The following is a 19,845-nucleotide window of genomic DNA, read 5'->3' on the forward strand; positions in this document are numbered from 1 at the left end:
TTTATATCTAGCGGAGCACCTCTCTGTGCTGTGCCACAGAGAGGGTCGGGCAGTGAGCTTTAGCGCTTTACTGCAACCGGTGCATTGGCTTTGGTTTGCTTATTTAGTGCTTCGTAGTAGCCTGCAAACGGTGGGCGATCCACGTATTTACCAGCTCCACGCTCAACATTCAGCTTGCCGTGTTTGTAAACGACTTTTCCGGCGCTAATGGTGTGTGAAGGGATACCCGTCACTTCCATGCCTTCAAAGATATTCACATCGACATTCTGGTGATGTGTTTTCGCTGAAATGGTCTTCTTCGCATTCGGGTCCCAAACCACGATATCCGCATCCGCTCCAGCAGACACGCTGCCTTTACGAGGGTGGATATTGAAGATTTGCGCCGCATTCGTTGACGTGACTTTAACGAACTCATTCATCGTCAAACGGCCCGTGTTAACGCCGTGAGTCCACAATACTTCCATACGGTTTTCAACGCCGCCGGTGCCATTTGGAATGGCACGGAAGTCATCTTTACCCGCCGCTTTTTGCTCAGCGCAGAAACAGCAGTGATCGGTCGCCGTCGTATGCAAATTGCCAGACTGTAAGCCTTTCCACAACGCTTCCTGATGCTTTGATTCGCGGAATGGTGGGCTCATGACATGAGCGGCCGCCAGCTCCCAATCTTCATTGCGATACACGCCATCATTCACCAACAAGTGACCGGCTAAGACTTCACCGAATACGCGTTGGCCTTCGTTTCTGGCTCTCGTGATTTCATCCAGCGCTTGGCTGCAGGAGTTGTGAACCACATAAACCGGTACGTTTAGCACCTCAGCGATGCGTAAGGCACGGTTAACGGCTTCACCTTCGACTTCTGGAGGGCGGGATAAGGCATGACCTTCCGGGCCGGTTATACCGCGATCCATCATCTCTTGTTGTAAACGGAACACTAGCTCGCCGTTTTCAGCATGTACGGTGGGAATAGCGCCTAACTCTAGAGAGCGGGAGAAGCTGTTTACCAGAATTTCATCATTCGCCATGATCGCATTTTTATACGCCATGAAATGTTTGAAGCTGTTAACGCCGTGATCGCGGACCAGTGTTTCCATATCCGCAGAAACCGTGTCGTCCCACCAAGTAATAGCCACGTGGAAGCTGTAATCAGAAACGGCTTTTTCACTCCACTCACGCCATTTATGAAAGGCATCCATCAAGTTTTCGCCGGGAGCAGGGATCACAAAATCGATGATCATCGTCGTACCGCCAGCCAAACCGGCGGCTGTACCCGAGTAGAAATCGTCGCTGGCGACAGTGCCCATAAAGGGAAGTTGCATGTGCGTATGTGGGTCGATGCCGCCTGGCATCACATACTGGCCAGTGGCGTCAACCACTTCGGCACCGGGTGGAACTTCAAGATCAGTTCCGATGGCTTGAATCACACCATTTTCGCAGTACACGTCGGCTAGCTTCGTTTCCTCAGCATTAACCACTGTACCGCCTTTAATTAGTAAAGACATATTGTGCTCCCTAGTGTTCAGGTCAATATCCGGCACGTTTCTAAAGGCAGAAGCGCGCTTCATCTTGGTTCTTATTATTATATTTTTCAGTATTCTATCGAGTAGCGCTATGTTGCAGAGCAACATGAAAATCAACTTCATGACCAACTGGTCAGGATGTTTTTAAGCATAGGTCGCACCTCGCTAATCTGTCAAGAAATTTATATATCTTTTGTTATCCATTGGTAAATCCAATACTAAACGGATTGTAAGGAAAATGTTTGGCGTGTTTTTAGCGGCTAATATCTGTAGAGAAAATTGGAAAATAGTCTGCTAAAAATCAAGTGATTTTGTTGGCTCACTGACTAGAAAAACCGGATAGATTGGTGGGAGTTATAATAAGCAGGAACTGCCTGTAAATTACAGAAATCCCGCTAAGTGACTAATTAATTTATTTTTTTAAACATAGTTTAAAAAAAGTAACATGGCAAACTGATGGCATGTACATACCCGAAAAATCGATAATTTCGGAGAAGGACAGGGATTATTGAATAAGCTCAAAAGCCATAAAACACAGCGAATACTACTGCCGAAAAAGATGGTCGCCATTATTACCTTAGCGAATACATCAAAGTAGGGTGTTTTTGCAAGGCAGACATAACGAGCACCTCCCACGCTCAAAAAATGAACGCAGGAAGCACTATTGCCAAGTTTCTAATCGATTTCTAAGTGCAAGAGTCCATTATCATCGATTGAAACAGGGATGGGATTCGGAAGCTCACCGATAAACTCGCCTTCAGGCGTATCATGTAAGAAGCCCAAGAACTTCAATCCCTCGTCGGTTTCAACCAGTTTACCGGCATAGCGCTCACAAGGAATGGCTCCATCAAAGAAGGGACCAGGCGCTACTTGCCAAGGACCAAGAATGCTGTCAGCCATTAGGTAATGAGAACCTGAGACCGGCTCGGTAGGCGAGGAAGCCTCATAAGCTTTGGACCAATGCTCATCCGCGGTACAGAACATACAGTACCACTTACCATTCAAGTGCATTACCTGTGGCACTTCAAGCTGACCAAAGCTGCCTTGCCAGATTGGGGCTTCAATAGTCCACTCATATAAGTCTTTTGAGCGTGCCAAACCAACCGCGCCACCTTCATTCGGCTCAGCAATGCCCGGAACCCGAGCGGTAAAGAACATTAGCCAACCATCCCCATCAGGATCACGCATTACCCAAGGGTCACGCATCGCACGGTCATGCCAGTGTCCCGGCGTATGCTCTTCGTACCAACGGGTGTCGATGTCTAAGCATAAACCATTGCCCACGCGTTCCCAGCTATGCATATCCATGCTAGTGGCATGACCAATGCGTTGCTTCTGTCCCTTATCCTGCTCACTAGTGCCGGTATAAAACAAGTGCCACAAGCCCGCATCGTCCTGAATCACTGAGCCGGTCCAGGTTGTTTTGTCATCCCAGGCAGGCGTTGCGGATGGTTGAAAACAGGTACCGAGCTGCTTCCAGTCCTTTAAGTCGCTAGAAGTCGCATGACCCATACTGACATTCCAGTGGCGCAGCTCTTGTTTGATCAGCGATTTATTCGCTTGAAGGAAATAAATATGCCACAAGCCATTATCTTGGGTTAGCCAAAAATCCCAAATCCATTTGTCATCTAGTTTAATCATTGAGTGTGATATCTCTTAGTTGTTGATCTTCAGGTGTAATTCCCGGAAAGCCCTAAGCCAGTCTGCCGGACTTTTCTGTTCATCGTTAAATGTCTTAAGCCGTTAAATCTTTAACCGACTGGCGAGGCACTACCTCGCCAGCGACCTTAATAGGATAAGTTTCCGCTCCCGCCTTGCTCTTCTCATCCAATTGTTGCAGCAATTTTCTTGCCGTCACCAGTCCCATCCGTTGATAGGGAAGGGCGACCGTCGTTAATTTTGGATTGGCCGCCGAGGCAATCGCCATGTCATTATCAAATCCCACTATGGATACATCCTCAGGAATGCGCAGCCCCAGAGACTCAATAATAGGAATTGCATTCAATGCCATTTGGTCATTACCAAAGCAAATCGCGGTTGGCGGCTTTGGCTGCCTCAGCAGCTCCTCTAATACAGTCGGCAGCACCGAGAAGGGAGTGTCTTCTCCGAATTTCATACCAAAAGTCGTTTGCACCTCATCATTTGCTAATCCAGCGGCTTGCGCACCACCGATAAAGCCCTCACGGCGTAATCGTCCGGCTTCCAACTCTGCGGCCAAGCCGACATAAGCTAAGCGTCGGTGGCCTTGTTCGACCAGATACTCCACTGCCAGCTGCTGGCCAAAGTAATCATCCGGTACAACTGCAGGGAACACCGGAGTGGAGTAGCCGTTAACCAACCAACAAGGAACATCCTGAGCGCTGGGCGGAGCAATCATCCGGTGGTAATCAAGCACGTAAACAATGCCTTCTACTCGATGCGACAACAGCACGTCAATATGGCTCTGAATGTCCGTCTCATCCGGCTCGGTATCAATAATCAGTAGCGTTTTACCGGCTTCACGACAAGCACGCTGCACACCCTTAACAATGTGAATCGAGGATAAGCCCGCTTTAACCGGATCACGACTTACCGTCGAGATCGCACTCGTAATTAAGCCAATCAAATTTGATTTACTGGAACGCATCAATCGAGCACCGGCGTGAGGTTTGTAGTGCAATTTGTCAATCGCACTTTGTACACGCTCACGAGTGGGCTCACGAACGCTAGGCTCCTGATTAACTACGCGGGAGACCGTCTTAATCGATACTCCTGCCAGTTTAGCGACATCGTGAATATTGGCCATGCTAGATCCTTAAATGACAACGTTAACAAATTAAGGCTAACGATTTGTTAACGGATGTTCAAGTTTTTCTTCAATTTCCTTTAAATCCTAGCTTATATTGTTAAAAACAAAGGCTTGACAGTATTTGTGATCTTTTGCAGAATAGCCCCGTTATTTTTTGACAACGTTGTCAAATATAGACAAAAGTTCCTTTGGAGGAGTAATCATGAAACACACAATGAATTTAATGGCCGCAGCAGTACTAATGGCGAGTAGCGGCATGGCTTTTTCGCAAACTGATCTGAGCTTGTGGTACCACGGTGCGGGTAACGATAAAGAAAAGGCAGTACTGACTGGCATTATTAGTGACTTCAACGGCTCACAATCGGACTGGAAAATTAACCTGGCCGAGTTTCCACAAGAATCCTACAACGAATCAGTCGTCGCAGCCGCCTTATCTGGCAAGCTTCCTGATATTCTGGATGTTGACGGCCCACTAATGCCTAACTGGGCTTGGTCTAAATACTTGGCACCGCTGGATATTACTGATGAAGAAGTCAAAGACTTCCTGCCGGGCACCATCGGTCGTTACGATGGCAAAATCTATTCTGTTGGTTTATGGGATGCGGCAGTAGCACTGTTTGCACGTAAGTCAATCCTCGAAAAGCATGAGCTACGTATTCCTACACTGGAAAAGCCATGGACGCTTGCTGAGTTCAACACTGCAATCAATGCTCTGAAAACCGATAAAGACTTTCAGTACCCTTTAGATTTAGGTCTGGCATGGAAAGGTGAGTGGTACTCCTACGCATTTGGTCCGTTCCTGCAAAGCTGGGGTGGCGACTTGATGGATGCTGAGAAGCCTAGCGCTGAAGGCGTTCTAAATAGTGACGAAGCAATTGCATTTGGCGAATGGTGGCAGAACCTGTTTAACAAGAAACTGGTACCGGGCACTTCTCAAGATGGCGCTGACCGCGAAACTGGCTTCTTAGATGGCAAGTACGCGATGCAGTGGAACGGTAACTGGGCTGCGCTTCCAGCATTAGAAAAGTACGGCGAAGACCTGTTATTCCTGCCTGCACCAGACATGGGTAACGGCTCTAAAATCGGTGCAGCTTCCTGGCAGTTTGGTGTCTCTGGCAGCAGTGAAAACCAAAAGGGTGCTAACGACTTCATCCGTTTCGCGATGCAGGACAAGTATCTGGCTAACTTCTCAAATGCGACAGGCCTGATTCCTGCGACAGCCAGTGCCGCTAAGCTGACTGAGAACTACAAAGAGGGCGGCAAGCTGAGCGTGTTTTATACCCTGACTGACAAGCAAGCTACCAAACGTACCATTACACCTGCTTACAATGTTGCAACGCTTGAATTTGAAAAGGCGCTATCTGACATTGCTAACGGTGCTGATGTTGCAGACACATTGGATGCGGCAACAGACTCAATCAACAAAGATCTGGAAAAGAACAACAACTACAAGTAAGCCTTAACCGCTCACCGCCTTCTCGGGTTTTAGTGAGGAGGCGGTAAGTGGCGTTGTCCCACTCTGTTTTTTCCAATCTTACGAGGTTTCACAATGGCTCAAAGTAAACCCAAGAGTCAAAACAAAGTCGGGTGGTTGATGGCTTTGCCAGCATCAAGCCTGATTATTTTGTTTCTGATCGTTCCATTCTTACTCGCATTCTGGTTTTCATTCACCAATCAACGACTGGTTTCCCCCAACCCAACAGAGTTTGTCGGGTGGTCCAACTTCAGTGACTTGATGGGCGTCGGCGCACTCACGATCGAGCCTGAAAGGGATGCCGAAGGTAAGCCGGTATACAAGGCAAATGGCGACGTTCAATACCCCAGAATGCGTACATTTACCCGTAATAACCCGGATTACGAACACCTTCAGGGGATGCGTGAATGGTTCTCGATTCCATTAGGTGGCGAAAGCAAGTGGGTCGTACTGGCAAAAGATGCGCTATTTATGAAGGCATTGACCAATACCATCTTATTCGTCGTGATCGTTGCCCCGATACAAGCCGGGCTCGCCTTGCTACTGGCGTTGCTGATTAATCAAAAGCTGCCGGGAATCAATCTATTCAGAACCATCTATTTCATGCCAGTGGTTATCTCCATTGTGGTGGTCTCCATCCTCTGGCGCTTTATTTACGACGGTGAAAACGGCTTGCTTAACGCCATACTTGGGTTCTTTAGTTTCGGGCTCTTTGAACCCGTGGATTGGCTGGGGAATCCCTCAACCGCACTCGGGGCCATTATGGCCATGTCGATCTGGCAGGGCGTGGGCTTTCACATGATTATCTGGCTATCAGGCCTTCAAACCATTGCTGGCTCCCTGTATGAGGCAGCGGCACTGGAAGGGGCAACGCGCTGGCAGGTGTTCCGCTATGTAACTTGGCCGGGCCTTAAAAATACCGCTGTACTGATTATGGTAGTGATCACCATGCAAGCCTTCGCGCTATTTGCGCAGGTCGATGTCATGACCCGAGGCGGGCCGGTTGATAGTACCCAATCACTCGTATTCCAGTCAGTACAACGTGGTTACGAAAAGCAAGATATTGCCGGTGGTTCTGCCATTGCCGTCGTACTGTTTGTGATGGTGCTGAGTATTTCACTTATCCAACGCTATTTATCGAGGGATCGCTCATGAACACAGATAAACGTTCAACCATGATGCGCTATTTATTACTAGCCTGGGTAGCGCTGCTATTTATCTTTCCAGTCGTCTTCATGGTGGTCTCATCATTGAAGCCAGATATGCAGCTGCTGCAGGACAGTGCCTCGTTCCGTGCGTTTTTGCCGATTGGCGATATTTCGCTGGATAACTACAGCAACGCTTGGGATCGGGTGCCGATTGGCCGCTTCGTCATCAACTCAGTTGTGGTGACGGGAATTACCGTCGTGCTCTCGCTGTTCTTGTGCTCAATGGCGGCATTCTCCTTTGTATTTTTGGAATTCAAAGGTAAAGCCGTATTGTTATCGGTCATTCTGGCAACCCTGATCGTGCCATTTGAGACGATTGCGATTCCATTATTAATGGTGGTAAACAACCTGCCATGGATCGGGGTTGATGGCTTCCAAATGGGCTGGCTCGATAGCTACCACGTACAGATTATTCCGTGGATTGCCGATGGACTGACGATCTTCCTGTTTATCCAGTACTTTAAGGATTTACCGCGTGAACTAGTCGAAGCAGCCCGGGTTGATGGTGCCACTTGGTTTCAGGTGTTTTACAAGATCATCATGCCACTGGCAGGCCCTTGTTTTGCAACGGCAGCCATCCTTAAGTTTCTGGTGATGTACAACCAGTACCTGTGGCCTTTAATGACGACGCAGTCTGAGGACTACCGCCCGGTAATGGTTGGTTTGCAATACTTCTTCCAGCTAGACATCGCCTGGGGTGAAATCATGGCGTATCTGTCACTGATCACCGTGCCGGTACTGGCTTTCTATCTTTCTATGCAGCGGGCATTTATTGCTTCAATTGCATCCACCGGTGTCAAAGGTTAACGGCCTGAACATACGTATTACTTAAAGGATTTACATAATGAGTACTGTAAAATTTAGCGCCGTTAATAAAACGTACGGCAAAGTCACAGTGGTTCCAAGCCTCGATCTGGATATTCCAGAGGGTTCATTCACGGTATTAGTTGGCCCATCCGGCTGTGGTAAGTCCACAGTACTGCGGATGATTGCCGGACTGGAAACCGTGACCTCAGGAAAGATCACGATTGGTGGTGACGATGTAACCCATAAAGAACCAGCTGAGCGCGGTATCGCGATGGTGTTCCAATCCTACGCACTGTATCCGCACATGACGGTGGAAGAAAACATCGGCTTCGGCTTAACACTGAAGAAGACACCTAAAGCAGAAAAGGCTCGCATTGTTAAAGAAGCGTCCGAAATTCTGCAGCTGGATGCCTTATTAAAGCGTAAGCCTAAAGATCTCTCTGGTGGTCAACGCCAACGTGTAGCGATTGGTCGTGCGATTGTACGTAACCCAAAAGTATTTTTATTCGATGAGCCTTTATCGAATCTGGATGCCTCGCTACGTGGCCAAATGCGCGTAGAAATCGCGGAACTGCACAAGAAAATCGGCGCAACCATGGTGTATGTAACCCATGACCAGGTTGAAGCGATGACCATGGCAGACCAGATTGTGGTACTGCGCGCTGGCCAGATTGAGCAAGTCGGTACCCCCATGGACTTGTATAACACGCCTGCTAACCCCTTTGTTGCTGGCTTTATTGGCTCACCTAAGATGAATCTTATTGAGGGTGAGTTTGCAAAAAGTCAGGGTTGTGATACATATGGCATACGCGCTGAGCATATCGATCTTGATAAAGAGCAGGGTGAGTGGACAGGCACAGTGAGTTATTCTGAAAATCTGGGGTCGGATACCATCTCCCATGTAACGGTAGAAGGAATGGGGTCGTTGACTGTACGCTCCGAAGGCTCGGTGTTTTTTGAGCCAGAACAGACCGTGTACTTAACGCCACGCCAATCACTTATTCACAAGTTTAGCGGGGGCAAGCGTATTTAAGCTCCGAAAGAAAGCCTGATATCCCTTGCCCACTTAGCTTATAGTTACGCGGGTGAGGGCATGTCACAGCATGCCTGTTGAAAAACAACAAACAAATTACTTCATATGAAATTAAATTTACAGGCGGGCAGTGCTTATCAATTGGGTGCTCATTACGATGGCGAAGGGATCAACTTTGCTGTTTTTTCAGAAAATGCCACCCAGATTGATCTATGTGTGTTTTCAAAAAATGGGAAAACAGAGCTAGTCCGCTGCGCTCTGCCTGAACGAACCGGTTCAATCTGGCATGGCTATGCCCCCGGCCTAGAGCCCGGCACCTTGTACGGCTACCGCGCCCATGGTGAATATGCACCAGAAAAAGGACATCGCTTTAATCCAAACAAGTTACTGATGGACCCATACACCCGTGAAGTGCATGGCAGCTGGAGCAATAACCCGGCCACGCTTGGCTATGATGCCGACGCGGAGCAGGAAGAGATTGATCTCAGCTTTAGCACTGTCGATAGCGCACCCTTTGTACCGAAATCCGTGGTCTCTGATCCGGAGCTATTTAAGATCCTTGAGCGCAAGCCTGGCAACTGGGATAACACGCTGATCTACGAAGCCCATGTAAAAGGCTTAACCCAAGAACACCCCGACGTACCCGATGACATTAAAGGCACCTATGAAGGCTTAGCCTCCGATGCCATTATCGAGCACTTATTAAAGCTTGGTATCACCACCATCGAGTTACTGCCAGTCCATCACTTTATTGATGACAACTTCCTGCTGGATAAAGGTCTGACCAATTACTGGGGCTACAACACCATTAGCTTCTTCGCGCCTGAGCCTCGTTACTTTGGCCCACAGGGCTTGCTCGGCTTTAAAAACATGGTACAGCGCTTCCACGATGCGGGAATCGAAGTGGTGCTGGACGTGGTCTATAACCATACCGCAGAAGGCGACCAACGCGGCTCCACACTGAGCTATCGCGGGCTGGATAACGCTTCTTACTACCGCCTGTTTAAAGAAAACCCACGCTATTATATTAATGACACCGGCTGCGGTAATACCGTAAACGTATCCCATCCTTATGTACTGCGCATGGTGATGGACAGCTTGCGCTTTTGGGTGCAATGCATGAGCATTGATGGCTTCCGCTTTGATCTGGCCTCCACACTAGCCCGCGAAGACCATGGCTTTGACCCGAATGGCGGCTTCTTTGATGCCATCCGGCAAGACCCGGTATTAGCAGGCGTAAAGCTGATCGCAGAGCCTTGGGACATTGGCCCCGGCGGCTATCGCTTAGGTGGGTTTCCACCCGAGTTTGCCGAGTGGAACGACACCTACCGCGACAATGTACGCCGCTATTGGAAAGGTGATGATTTTAGCGCCCAAGGCTTAAGCTCTGGACTGCTAGGCTCTGCCGGCCACTTTGATAATGGTGGACGACGCGCTTGGTCCTCAGTGAACTTACTCACCTCGCACGATGGCTTCACGCTCGCCGACTGCACCCGCTATAACGAACGTCATAATCTGGCGAATCAGGAAAATGGGGCCGATGGCCACAGCGGCAACTACAGCGACAACTTAGGCGTTGAAGGTGACTCGGATGATCCTAAGATTATTCAAGCCCGCTTAAGACGACAACGCAATATGCTGGCGACCTTGTTCTTATCGCAAGGTACACCGATGCTACTGGCTGGCGATGAGCTGGGGAACTCCCAGCAAGGTAATAACAATGCCTATTGCCAAGACAACCCGATTGCCTGGATAAACTGGGCCGAGCAAGACACCAAGCTGATCGAGTTTGTGGCTGAGCTCTCCGCCTTTCGCAAAACCTATCGCGGCGTGCGCCAGACCAAGTTCTTACATGGACAAGAGCTGTGTAAAAACGGCATTCCCGATGTGGAGTGGATGGACTTTGAAGGCGGTGCAGTGGATTGGCACAACCCGCAACTGAATGGCCTGTGTTTGAATTTAGGCTTTTGTACGGAAGCCACCGCTGACTCTGACCATGCACTGGCGTTTATTATTTTTAATCGCGATGAAGCCAGCGCCAAAGTGCAACTACCAAAAACAACCGCCAAGCAACATTGGGTGAAAGAGATCGATACCGCCGCTGAGCATAATCGTAAACATGCGATTAATGGCAAGCAGGTTACGGTGGCGGGGAACTCGGTAGTGGCGTTGTTATTGACGGCTAACTAAGTCGGTTGATCTGACGCTAGCGCAATGGCCGATGAAGACATAATGATCAGCGAGCAAGATTACCTATCAGGTGAAAAGCTCGCTGATTGTCGTCATATCAACCAACGTAGCAAACTTTACATTCCCCATGCACCCATGCTGCGTCCCTACCAAAGCTCGCGGGGAATCACCTCCTGATAAATGCGGTTAGCAATACGCAACTGTGGGCGACTTACGATCAGGCCAAGGTCGACAACATATTCGACATCATCCATCGCCAGCGTATCAGGCGATGCCTCACCAGACAGCAGAGCACTGATGACACCATGTACGCGAGGCTCTTTTAGCTTGTCAGAGAGTTGTGACAAATGGGTCGAGCGGGAATAAATCAGTCGTTCGCGCGCAGCACGGTAACGCTCCAGAGTAATCGGGGTACTACGATCGCGAGCAGATTTGTCTTTCCAGGTCAGTTCATGCCCAAGCGCATTGACCAGCCATGGTTGCCCTAGCGTGTCTTCCCATAGCTCATTGAAAATGACAGGCTCGAACAGCTGTCCGGTTTCAGCGGTATGTTGGGCATAAAGGGCCTCGACTTCACTGCGGTTAAGGCTACCCATACGTAAGGACTCAGCCTTCACATTAAAGGCACTTCCTCCGGTAATGATTTCATGGTGACCTGTTTGAATACGATAATCACGCACATCGCGCACTCCACAAAGAATGACGCTATGAGGGAAAGGCACACCGGGTCGGCCAATATAACCCTCGCGCAACTGGCGCAGCAGCGAAATTAGCGTATCTCCCACCAATGCATCCACTTCGTCGATCATCAATACGATCGGTTTGTCGGACTCCTGCGCCCAACGGCTGAGTAGGGCATTGAATGCACCGTGGGCACCACTGTTATCCCAAATGACTTTACGCCAATCGCGCAGACGCGTTTCCTTCAAGCGAATGGCTGCTCCTTCTACCAGACTGTTAACGATGGTTCGCATTCCAGCGGCCACATCTCCCCGAGCGGACTGAGCAGACTCCACATTGATGTACAGGCATTGGTATTCATCTGACTGATTCAGTACATCCATCATCGACAGCAGGGTGCTTGTCTTACCCGTCTGGCGTGGCGCATGTAGCACAAAGAACTTTCCCGTACCAATTAGATGCTGAACGTCTTCCCAGTCCAATCGTGTCATCGGATCAATGCAGTAATGCTGTTCGGGGATAACAGGGCCGGTGGTGTTGAAGTGTCGTTTCATAAACAAAAAAACCTTTGCAAAGCTAACGGGAGGAAAGCGCTAAACTAACTGATTCCGGCCTAAGTGTATCACCTGCACTCTCATCAAACCCTCCTTACAGTATTGCTTATCGCTCTATGCTAATATTTTGAGTATCCACTGACTCTCGGAGCACTTCATGCCTGCCAATCAATCATCACAAGATACGCATATCAGCGAACAAGACTATCTTGCGGCAGAGCAACTCGCAGAGGTTCGTCATGAGTATGACAATGGCAAAGTGTACGCAATGGCCGGAGCTAGCAAGCGCCATAACAAAATCGCTCGTAATCTCATTACCAGCATGGCCGCCGCCGATCACTCAGGCTGCGAAACCTACTTTTCTGATATTAAAGTACGCGCTGAGAAATATAAAACCTACTACTATCCTGATGTTGTCGTTTCATGTGAGCAGGATGACAGCAGTGAATACTATTTAGAGAAGCCATGCCTGATTGTTGAGGTGACTTCGGCTTCTACTTTGCGTAAGGATTATCTGGAAAAGGCGCTTAGCTACCAGTCAATTGACTCGCTGCAAGCGTATTTGATTGTGGCGCAGGATAAGCCACAGGTCGATATGCTGTTTCGGGCGGAGGATCGCTCTTGGCAGCTACAGCAGTTTAGCCAGCTTGAGGATGAGTTGGTGCTGCCTTGCCCTGATATGACGTTGACGCTGGCAGCTGTTTACTCTGGAGTTGAGTTTGATGTGTCCAACGAGGAGTAACTTAAATGACAATCAATCAAAAGACGGCACAAACTACTAAAAAACGTTTCACTGCCATCAAAATAAAAACACGTGGCTACCGCTTTAATAGGGACGATGCCAACACGCGCAGGGATTAATAATAACTATGCAGCTTCTCGGCTCAACGTAAAGTCAGTATGGATTTTATCGAAAGGCACCTGAACGCCCTTATCAGTCTGCTCAACAATACCTAACTCTTTCAACGCCTTTACATCATCATAAACCCGATGCACATCTCGTTTTAACTGCCGTGACAGTTCACGCATGCTAATAATATCCAGCTTTTGCAAGGCAACAATCAACTCCCAACGTTTAGGGCTGATCGCACGAAATAGGGCGGTCGGGGATTCAAAGGTCAAAAACTCACCCGCATAAGCACCATCTTTCATGGTATTTGTGAAACGCTGCGTCATCATTTTCATCGCCGCATCTTCATCTAGAATTCGAATTGTTAGTTCTCTCATTTTTGACTCCTAATCTTCTTCACGTCGGCCATAAAGTCCATAATAAGCTGCTCAATACTGATTAGCGTATAAGGCTCCTCTTGATCTCCATAATGGCGATGATCACCTTTTGGACGTTCATTATCGTACCCAACAAGGCGACCGTGCTCAGCATTCCCATAGAATAAACTGTACTTGTAAAAATGTTCACTTCCGACTACCCGAGCCGGAAGATCCCATACGACAATCTCCAAAATTAAACCATCATCGTATTCGAAACGATCTTTATAAAGTTGTTTTGCACTCATGTTGTCATTTATAGCAACACAGCCACTCAGAATCAATAGTTATCAGTATTCTGAAAGGTTTCGTAATAAGTGAGCAAGATTACCTATCCGCTGAAAGGCTCGCTGATTATCGCCATGGGTTTGTGGATGGCAAAGTGTTCTTTTCTCTCTTAGCGCCCACTATGACTTGATTCTGATTAAAAAACTCTCGAAAAAGCTTTGCTATCACAACAGTGCTGATATTTAATGCACTTACCCTCATAATTAACTTAATTCATATGCCAAATCATACCCCGTAATTTACCCATGCCTTCCTAATGTCCTGCTGGGCACAAGACTACAAGACATATTGCGAAAGTGACGCAGATGATCAGTTAAAAATCAAACTGAAGCATTGGTCGGAGAAAGATTTTCAGCAAGAAACACAATCAGAGGCAAGTTTCTTGCAGACATTTTTTGTTGATCTCTGGGGCTATGTATCATCTGGAAGTGCAGATAAAACAGATGGGTATACTCTTTTTTCACAATTTCCAGTTGAAAGAGCAGGGCAAAATGGGGGCACAGGTAAAGCTGATGCAGCAATGGGATGGTTTGGCGAAACAGAGTTACCTAGTACACCACAAATACTCTGTGAATTTAAGGATATCCGATCAGGTTTAGATACTAAACAAAACCGCAAAGGTAATGATCGTTCCCCTGTAAAGCAATGTGCTGACTATCTTAACTTCGCACGCCAACAGTTCACGCCTTTTGGCAATGAAAAGATCAGACCTGTTTGGGGCGTGGTCTCAGATATGAATGAGTTCCGTCTTTACTGGAAGGCAAGAATGCCTCAACAGTATGAACGGTTTGTTATAAAACGCACCAGCAGCAACAGACTCGATTCACAAACATTCCTGCTAGATACCTCCGAGAAGGCACGTGAAAAGCGCTTCCTCTTCACGCGACTCTTTCATGCTGACTGGCTATTAAACCGCAATGGAACGCCTAAGCTTCTTGGCCTATTTTCGGCACAGGGAGAGAAAGAAAAGGACCTTGAAAAAGCTTTTTACTTTGAATATCGAGCATACAGAGAAGATCTATTCAAGATCCTACTTGCATCTAACCCTGTCTATAAACAGCACCCACGAAAGCTAGTACGTCACACACAGAAACTCCTCGACCGTTTTCTATTTGTTCTGTTCTGTGAGGACATGGGCGCACACTTGCAATATCCGGTTAATCTGCTTCGCGACTTAATGAGCGAATACAGTCAGGATGAACGCTACAGTGCTGATGAAGCAGACTTATGGGAAGAAAAAGTCCAGCGTCTATTTAAGTCAATGCGAAATGGAACACCTTTTCATCAGCATCAGATCAACCGTTTTAATGGCGGCTTATTCGCAGCGGATGATGAGCTTGATGAATTACACGTACCTAACAAAGTGTTCTTTGCTCCATTTCAGGGAGCAAGCAATGAATCACTTTTCAAATACAAGAAAACGCTGCTGTATTTTGCTGCCAACTACAATTTTGGTATTGAAGAAGGTGGCGAGCGTGCCATTGGCCTATATACCTTGGGTCGTATTTTCGAGCAGTCAATTACTGACTTAGAAATTATGGAAGCTGAAGCGGCAAAAGAAGTGTCGCTGATGAAGCTCAGCAAGCGGAAAACTAATGGTGTTTACTATACACCTGAGTGGGCCACAACCTACATCGTTGAGGAGACTTTGGGCCTTAGACTTCGCGAGCTAAAAACGGAGCTGGGTTTAGTTGAATTTGAGCAATGGACTGACGAACAGGTCGACGCTGATCACTATAAAAACGGTAAGCTAAAAAAGAATAGTGAAACTGGCCGTTACTTTGATTTATTAGATACTTACCACGAAAACCTCGGTAATTTAAAAGTTTTAGATCCTGCCTGTGGAAGTGGAGCATTTCTCATTCAAGCTTTGAAAAGACTGCTGCAAGAGCATGAATGGATTTCTTCCGAGAAGTCTCGAATTAATTACGAACTCAAGCAGGTAGTGGTCTTTGATATAGCTAAGGCTTATCGTGAGATTTTGGCTAAAAACCTTTACGGAGTAGACGTAAACGCAGAATCAGTCGAAATCACCAAGCTTGCTCTATGGTTGCACACGGTCATGCCCGGACAACCCTTATCTTCTTTGGATGATAATATTTTATGCGGTAACAGCTTGGTTGACGAACAGATTGAAGAAGTACTAGGTAAGCTTAGTGATGAACAGCTAGACCGTATCAATCTATTTAACTACCAAAAATCTTTTGCGGATGTGTTTGAAGCAGGTGGCTTTGATGTAATTATTGGAAACCCTCCTTATATCAAACTTCAAAATATGCGTAGCGTTCAAAGTGAAGCAACTGAATTCTGGGTAAAGGCGACTAAGAGTGATGGAACTCCGCGCTATAAAAGCACACAGACCGGCAACTACGATATTTACCTACCTTTCACTGAGCAATGTATTGAACTCTTAAACCCAAGAGGACGCATGGGTTTCATCCAACCAAATGTCTGGGCCGTTAATGACTATGGCCGTGGACTCCGTGAATTGCTGCATGAAAGCCGCCGAATGGATCGCTGGATTGACTTTAAGAGCTTCCAAGTCTTTGATGAAGCGATTACCTATACCGCTTTACAGTTCTTTTCTGGACAACCTACTGATGGCATTAAGTTACATTTTGCACCTAATGGTGGTGATGACCTTGCTAGTTTGGATTGGGATCAAGTAGAAACTCTATCGTATGACAAACTGCCTGTGTCAGACTCTTGGCAGTTTATGCAAGAATCTGAGCGCCTACTCTTGGAGAAACTTAAAACCAGCAGCAAACGTTTAGATGACCCATCCCTCACAACAGCTATATTCCAAGGCCTAATAACCAGTGCAGATAGTATCTACCAGCTGACTAAATTAGGTGATAATCGATACCTATCACACTCAAACAAATCAAATCCTGTCGAAGTTGAAATTGAGGACTCTTTGATGAAGCCACTTGTGTCTGGGGGTGAGGCGAAGCGGTATATTTCTCCAGAAACTGACACCTACTTATTGTTTCCTTATGATTTAAGCGCTCAACCTCCCATTTTATATGCAGAAAACACACTCAAAGAGCTATTTCCGAAAGGATGGAGCTACTTGAAACATCATGAAACAGAATTAAGAAAACGTGAGGGTGGTAAATTTGATACTCCAAACTGGTACCAGTTTGGTCGAAACCAGAATATTGATAAACAAGAGTTTGATAAATTAATTGTTGCCCAAACTGTTCCTGATCTTAGAGTTTGCTTTGACTCCGAAGCTAATTATTATCTTAACAACGTGCGTGTTAATGGAATATTTCCAAAGGACGGAAAGATTGCAGGTTGGTTCTTACTTGGAATCATGAACGCCCCAGTTGCTAACTTTGTATTCAAGCGTATTGCTAAAGTAAAAGATGGTGGCTATTACGAAGCTAACAAGCAATTTATCGCCCCTTTACCGATTCCTGATATGAGTGGACAGGGAGCTGAACAGGTGTCACAGCATGCCGAGACTTTGCAGTCACTCCGAACTAGCTATCGTGATGAGTTACAAAAGCTCAGAAAGCGCATAAGTGCCAGTCAACTAAGTGATGACACCAAAAGCCCTCAATGGATATGGGCAGATCTAACCAATGACTGGAAGTCATTTAAGGCATCTGAGGAAGCAAAAGCAACTCTCTTGAAGGGCTCTGCATTGACAAAGTGGGCCAAAGCACAATACGAATCAAACGTAGTCAATAAGCTTGAAAACTTAGCAGTGAGAATGCACCCGAAGCTAAAACTCACAGTTCTCAACGACGATGGCGAATTAAGCGTATTAGCAGATGGCGTACCAGCCTTTGATAGTATCTATGTTGATGAGAGCGAGGCCGAATTTATTGTTGCTCAATGGAATTATGTCATTCGTACTACCAACATTACTCCAAGCCTGACAGCTAAGAAACTTCTGGATCAATTCCTGAAACTGCAAAAGACTGACAATGAGAGCCTAAAAAAGCAAATTATCGCCATTGCCAAAAAGCTTGATCAACTTGAAGCAGATATAGAAAAGGAAGAGGCTGAAATGAACTCATTGGTCTATAGCCTTTATGGCTTATCAGATGCTGAGATTAGGCAGATTGAACAAGGGTAATTGCATGGTTCTGTTGGCTGTATTTCCATACACACTCAGCAGACTTTGTCCCTCAACAACTCAATTCCGACCAATCTAGATGGGAACACCTAGTTGGTCGGAAAAGCTAAGCTGCTCGCTCTTCGTTTCTTCATTTTTTAAGCAATCTCTTCATTGATCTAACAAACCTTTAGCAATTTCATATTCCTGCTGCACATCAAAGCCCGAGTCACTCCCCGGAGAGACCTTCTGCACGGCCACATGCAACAAGCACACTAGCGCCAAACCGGTGAACTTTCCGGGGAAGCTTTTAATGGTGTACGTAATTTCAGGGTCATTGATATTCAGGCCATTTTGACCAAGCTGAGCGACTTCCAGCGCCACGGCGGCAGTCTCTTTGGGGCTGGCATCTTTCAGCCTTTTCAGCGCATCAATGCAGTAGAACACGGCATCGGAGTTTTCGTGTTTGCCGGAGTCTTTGCGGAAGTTGTGATATGCAATTTTGCGCTGCAAGTCTTGGGCTTTTTCAGCAATCTCATTGCCGGTATTGGTCACAATCAGTGCATTGGCAATTTCGCTTGCTTCACTGATATTTTTATCCTGATGGGTTTTGAATAAGCAGGTTGCAAGGTTGAGCAGGCTGATCGCGTCTTGCGGCAATAGGCTTAAGCTATGGCGCAATACACTGATCGCAGAAATGTAGTCTTGCTTATGCATGTGAAGGGCGGCCAGCGTTCTTAGCGCATAAGGATCATCCGACTCAATGCTGAGTGCTTGTTTCAACGCGGCTTCAGCAGGCTCAGGGTTACCTGCTCTTAGCTGAGCCACACCCAGCGCCACAAAGGCGTGATTGTGCTTTGGATCAATGTCGGTCACTTTGCTGAGTAAGTTGATCGCTTCTTCAAGCTTGCCTTGATCGCTGTAGATCATCCCCAAGTTATAGAGTGCATCGGCATCATCAGGGCTACTGGCTAATATCGCTTGCAACACAGGCACTGCCTGCTTGATATCTCCCGCTTGGAGCAACGCCATTGCCTGTACTTTTTGCTGCTGAGTTGACTCGCCGGAGTGCCAACGAATTGCAGCGCTATCATCGCCAAGCTCAACCGATAAATGACCACCTAGCGAACGGTATTGCTTCTCCAACTCCGATTGCAGGTGTTGTTTAAATGCATCCGAGCCGACTACTTGTGAAGTCTGCGGGTACTCAGTGGTGTCGATCGTGTCGTAGCGCAGTACGAGTTCAAAAGGAGCTTTAGACATAATTAGACCCAGCGGTAGAGGTTTTGGATATTGAGCAATTTTCCCCAGTCATCAATGATGGCTTTGTCTTGCATATCGTCGTCATTACGATTGAGGCAGGCATCCAAAAGCTGCAATGAAATAGCTTCCATACCCGCCATTTTGTAGGGTGCAGTGAGTTCTGGAGAAGGGTATTGATAATCCACCATCGCCGCATGAGCCGCATTCATGTGCTGATTAGCCAGAATAATAGTTTCGGGGAATTGCGACTTATCGATATTCAACGCAGGCCAGTATTGGTGGACTTGTTGAGTCAGCACTTTTTCCTGTGTTTCCCGCAGCTCTTCGTACTCACGGAACAGGTAGATATCGACCAGAATGCCGATTGGAACGGAACGCAGCTGGGTGATTATGCCGCCAAGAATATGGTTTGCGAAGTTATCCAGCTCTGCACCTTGCATTGATGGGTGCAGCTTGCCAAGCTCTGCTTTGGTGCTTTCAAAGCCTTCGGGATTCTGGCTTATGTTTGCGCGATTTTCTTCATCCGTGCTAAATTGACGAAGGATGAAAACGGCTTGCCAAGCGACGTAATAATCGGCGTCAGCATTATGTTGTTTTAGAATGATCTGGTGTCTTAGACGACCGTCGCGCCCCGCCATTTTAACCGTGGAGTCGGTTGCCAGCGTTTCGTCGTAGCTAACGTCGCAGGCAAAGCCACTTTTTGCTTC

General features: G+C 47.2%; 15 protein-coding genes. 7 read left to right on the forward strand and 8 right to left on the reverse strand.

Annotated elements, in window-relative coordinates; all coding sequences use genetic code 11:
- Nucleotides 1–59: 59 nt before the first annotated feature.
- The 3 genes from hydA to LEUMU_RS0107805 all read right to left on the reverse strand — a co-directional run bounded on the left by hydA (nucleotide 60) and on the right by LEUMU_RS0107805 (nucleotide 4,302).
- On the reverse strand, nucleotides 60–1,499 hold the full coding sequence (gene hydA, locus LEUMU_RS0107795; RefSeq protein WP_022951723.1) for a dihydropyrimidinase: 1,440 nt from the start codon (nucleotides 1,497–1,499) through the stop codon (nucleotides 60–62).
- Nucleotides 1,500–2,192: 693 nt separating this feature from the next.
- Nucleotides 2,193–3,158 (reverse strand): glycoside hydrolase family protein, encoded by a 966-nt coding sequence (locus tag LEUMU_RS0107800; RefSeq protein ID WP_022951724.1) that lies wholly within the window; start codon nucleotides 3,156–3,158, stop codon nucleotides 2,193–2,195.
- A 94-nt stretch (nucleotides 3,159–3,252) separates the two neighbouring features.
- Nucleotides 3,253–4,302: a LacI family DNA-binding transcriptional regulator gene (locus tag LEUMU_RS0107805; protein WP_022951725.1), complete on the reverse strand. Its 1,050-nt coding sequence runs from the start codon at nucleotides 4,300–4,302 to the stop codon at nucleotides 3,253–3,255.
- A gap of 205 nt (nucleotides 4,303–4,507) precedes the next feature.
- Here LEUMU_RS0107805 and LEUMU_RS0107810 point away from each other — a divergent pair, with 205 nt between their 5' ends.
- The 5 genes from LEUMU_RS0107810 (at nucleotide 4,508) to glgX (ending at nucleotide 11,017) form a co-directional block, all read left to right on the forward strand.
- Entirely contained in the window at nucleotides 4,508–5,761 is a 1,254-nt protein-coding gene (locus LEUMU_RS0107810) for a sugar ABC transporter substrate-binding protein (RefSeq protein ID WP_022951726.1), read from the forward strand.
- Nucleotides 5,762–5,854: 93 nt separating this feature from the next.
- Nucleotides 5,855–6,934: a carbohydrate ABC transporter permease gene (locus tag LEUMU_RS0107815; protein WP_022951727.1), complete on the forward strand. Its 1,080-nt coding sequence runs from the start codon at nucleotides 5,855–5,857 to the stop codon at nucleotides 6,932–6,934.
- The gene (locus LEUMU_RS0107820; RefSeq protein WP_022951728.1) at nucleotides 6,931–7,794 is read left to right on the forward strand and encodes a carbohydrate ABC transporter permease; all 864 of its coding nucleotides are present in this window, start codon (nucleotides 6,931–6,933) and stop codon (nucleotides 7,792–7,794) included. The genes LEUMU_RS0107815 and LEUMU_RS0107820 overlap by 4 nt, the downstream gene beginning before the upstream one ends.
- A gap of 37 nt (nucleotides 7,795–7,831) precedes the next feature.
- The gene (locus LEUMU_RS0107825) at nucleotides 7,832–8,827 is read left to right on the forward strand and encodes an ABC transporter ATP-binding protein (protein ID WP_022951729.1); all 996 of its coding nucleotides are present in this window, start codon (nucleotides 7,832–7,834) and stop codon (nucleotides 8,825–8,827) included.
- A gap of 105 nt (nucleotides 8,828–8,932) precedes the next feature.
- Nucleotides 8,933–11,017 (forward strand): glycogen debranching protein GlgX, encoded by a 2,085-nt coding sequence (gene glgX / locus LEUMU_RS0107830; RefSeq protein WP_022951730.1) that lies wholly within the window; start codon nucleotides 8,933–8,935, stop codon nucleotides 11,015–11,017.
- Between the two features lie 146 nt (nucleotides 11,018–11,163).
- Here the strand turns inward: glgX and LEUMU_RS25140 are convergent, their stop codons facing one another.
- On the reverse strand, nucleotides 11,164–12,252 hold the full coding sequence (locus tag LEUMU_RS25140) for an AAA family ATPase (RefSeq protein WP_022951731.1): 1,089 nt from the start codon (nucleotides 12,250–12,252) through the stop codon (nucleotides 11,164–11,166).
- Between the two features lie 157 nt (nucleotides 12,253–12,409).
- Between LEUMU_RS25140 and LEUMU_RS0107840 the strand changes: the two genes are divergently transcribed.
- Nucleotides 12,410–12,994, forward strand: coding sequence for a Uma2 family endonuclease (locus LEUMU_RS0107840; RefSeq protein ID WP_022951732.1), 585 nt, complete (start codon nucleotides 12,410–12,412; stop codon nucleotides 12,992–12,994).
- A gap of 125 nt (nucleotides 12,995–13,119) precedes the next feature.
- Here LEUMU_RS0107840 and LEUMU_RS0107850 read toward each other — a convergent pair whose 3' ends face one another.
- Together LEUMU_RS0107850 and LEUMU_RS0107855 are read right to left on the reverse strand one after the other, a co-directional pair.
- A complete protein-coding gene (locus LEUMU_RS0107850; RefSeq protein WP_022951734.1) occupies nucleotides 13,120–13,479 on the reverse strand; it encodes an HVO_A0114 family putative DNA-binding protein in 360 nt (119 codons plus the stop codon).
- Nucleotides 13,476–13,766 (reverse strand): toxin-antitoxin system TumE family protein, encoded by a 291-nt coding sequence (locus LEUMU_RS0107855; protein ID WP_022951735.1) that lies wholly within the window; start codon nucleotides 13,764–13,766, stop codon nucleotides 13,476–13,478. Before LEUMU_RS0107855 ends, LEUMU_RS0107850 begins: the two co-directional genes overlap by 4 nt.
- 296 nt (nucleotides 13,767–14,062) lie before the next feature.
- On the opposite strand from LEUMU_RS0107855, the gene LEUMU_RS0107860 reads away from it, so the two are divergent.
- On the forward strand, nucleotides 14,063–17,896 hold the full coding sequence (locus tag LEUMU_RS0107860) for an Eco57I restriction-modification methylase domain-containing protein (RefSeq protein ID WP_051155990.1): 3,834 nt from the start codon (nucleotides 14,063–14,065) through the stop codon (nucleotides 17,894–17,896).
- 150 nt (nucleotides 17,897–18,046) lie between these two features.
- Here LEUMU_RS0107860 and LEUMU_RS0107865 read toward each other — a convergent pair whose 3' ends face one another.
- Nucleotides 18,047–19,138, reverse strand: a complete 1,092-nt coding sequence (locus tag LEUMU_RS0107865) for a tetratricopeptide repeat protein (protein WP_022951736.1) — start codon at nucleotides 19,136–19,138, stop codon at nucleotides 18,047–18,049.
- A 2-nt stretch (nucleotides 19,139–19,140) separates the two neighbouring features.
- Entirely contained in the window at nucleotides 19,141–19,776 is a 636-nt protein-coding gene (locus LEUMU_RS0107870) for a hypothetical protein (RefSeq protein WP_022951737.1), read from the reverse strand.
- Between the last annotated feature and the right edge of the window lie 69 nt (nucleotides 19,777–19,845).

The sequence above is a fragment of the Leucothrix mucor DSM 2157 genome, assembly GCF_000419525.1.
In the GTDB taxonomy this organism is placed as follows: domain Bacteria; phylum Pseudomonadota; class Gammaproteobacteria; order Thiotrichales; family Thiotrichaceae; genus Leucothrix; species Leucothrix mucor.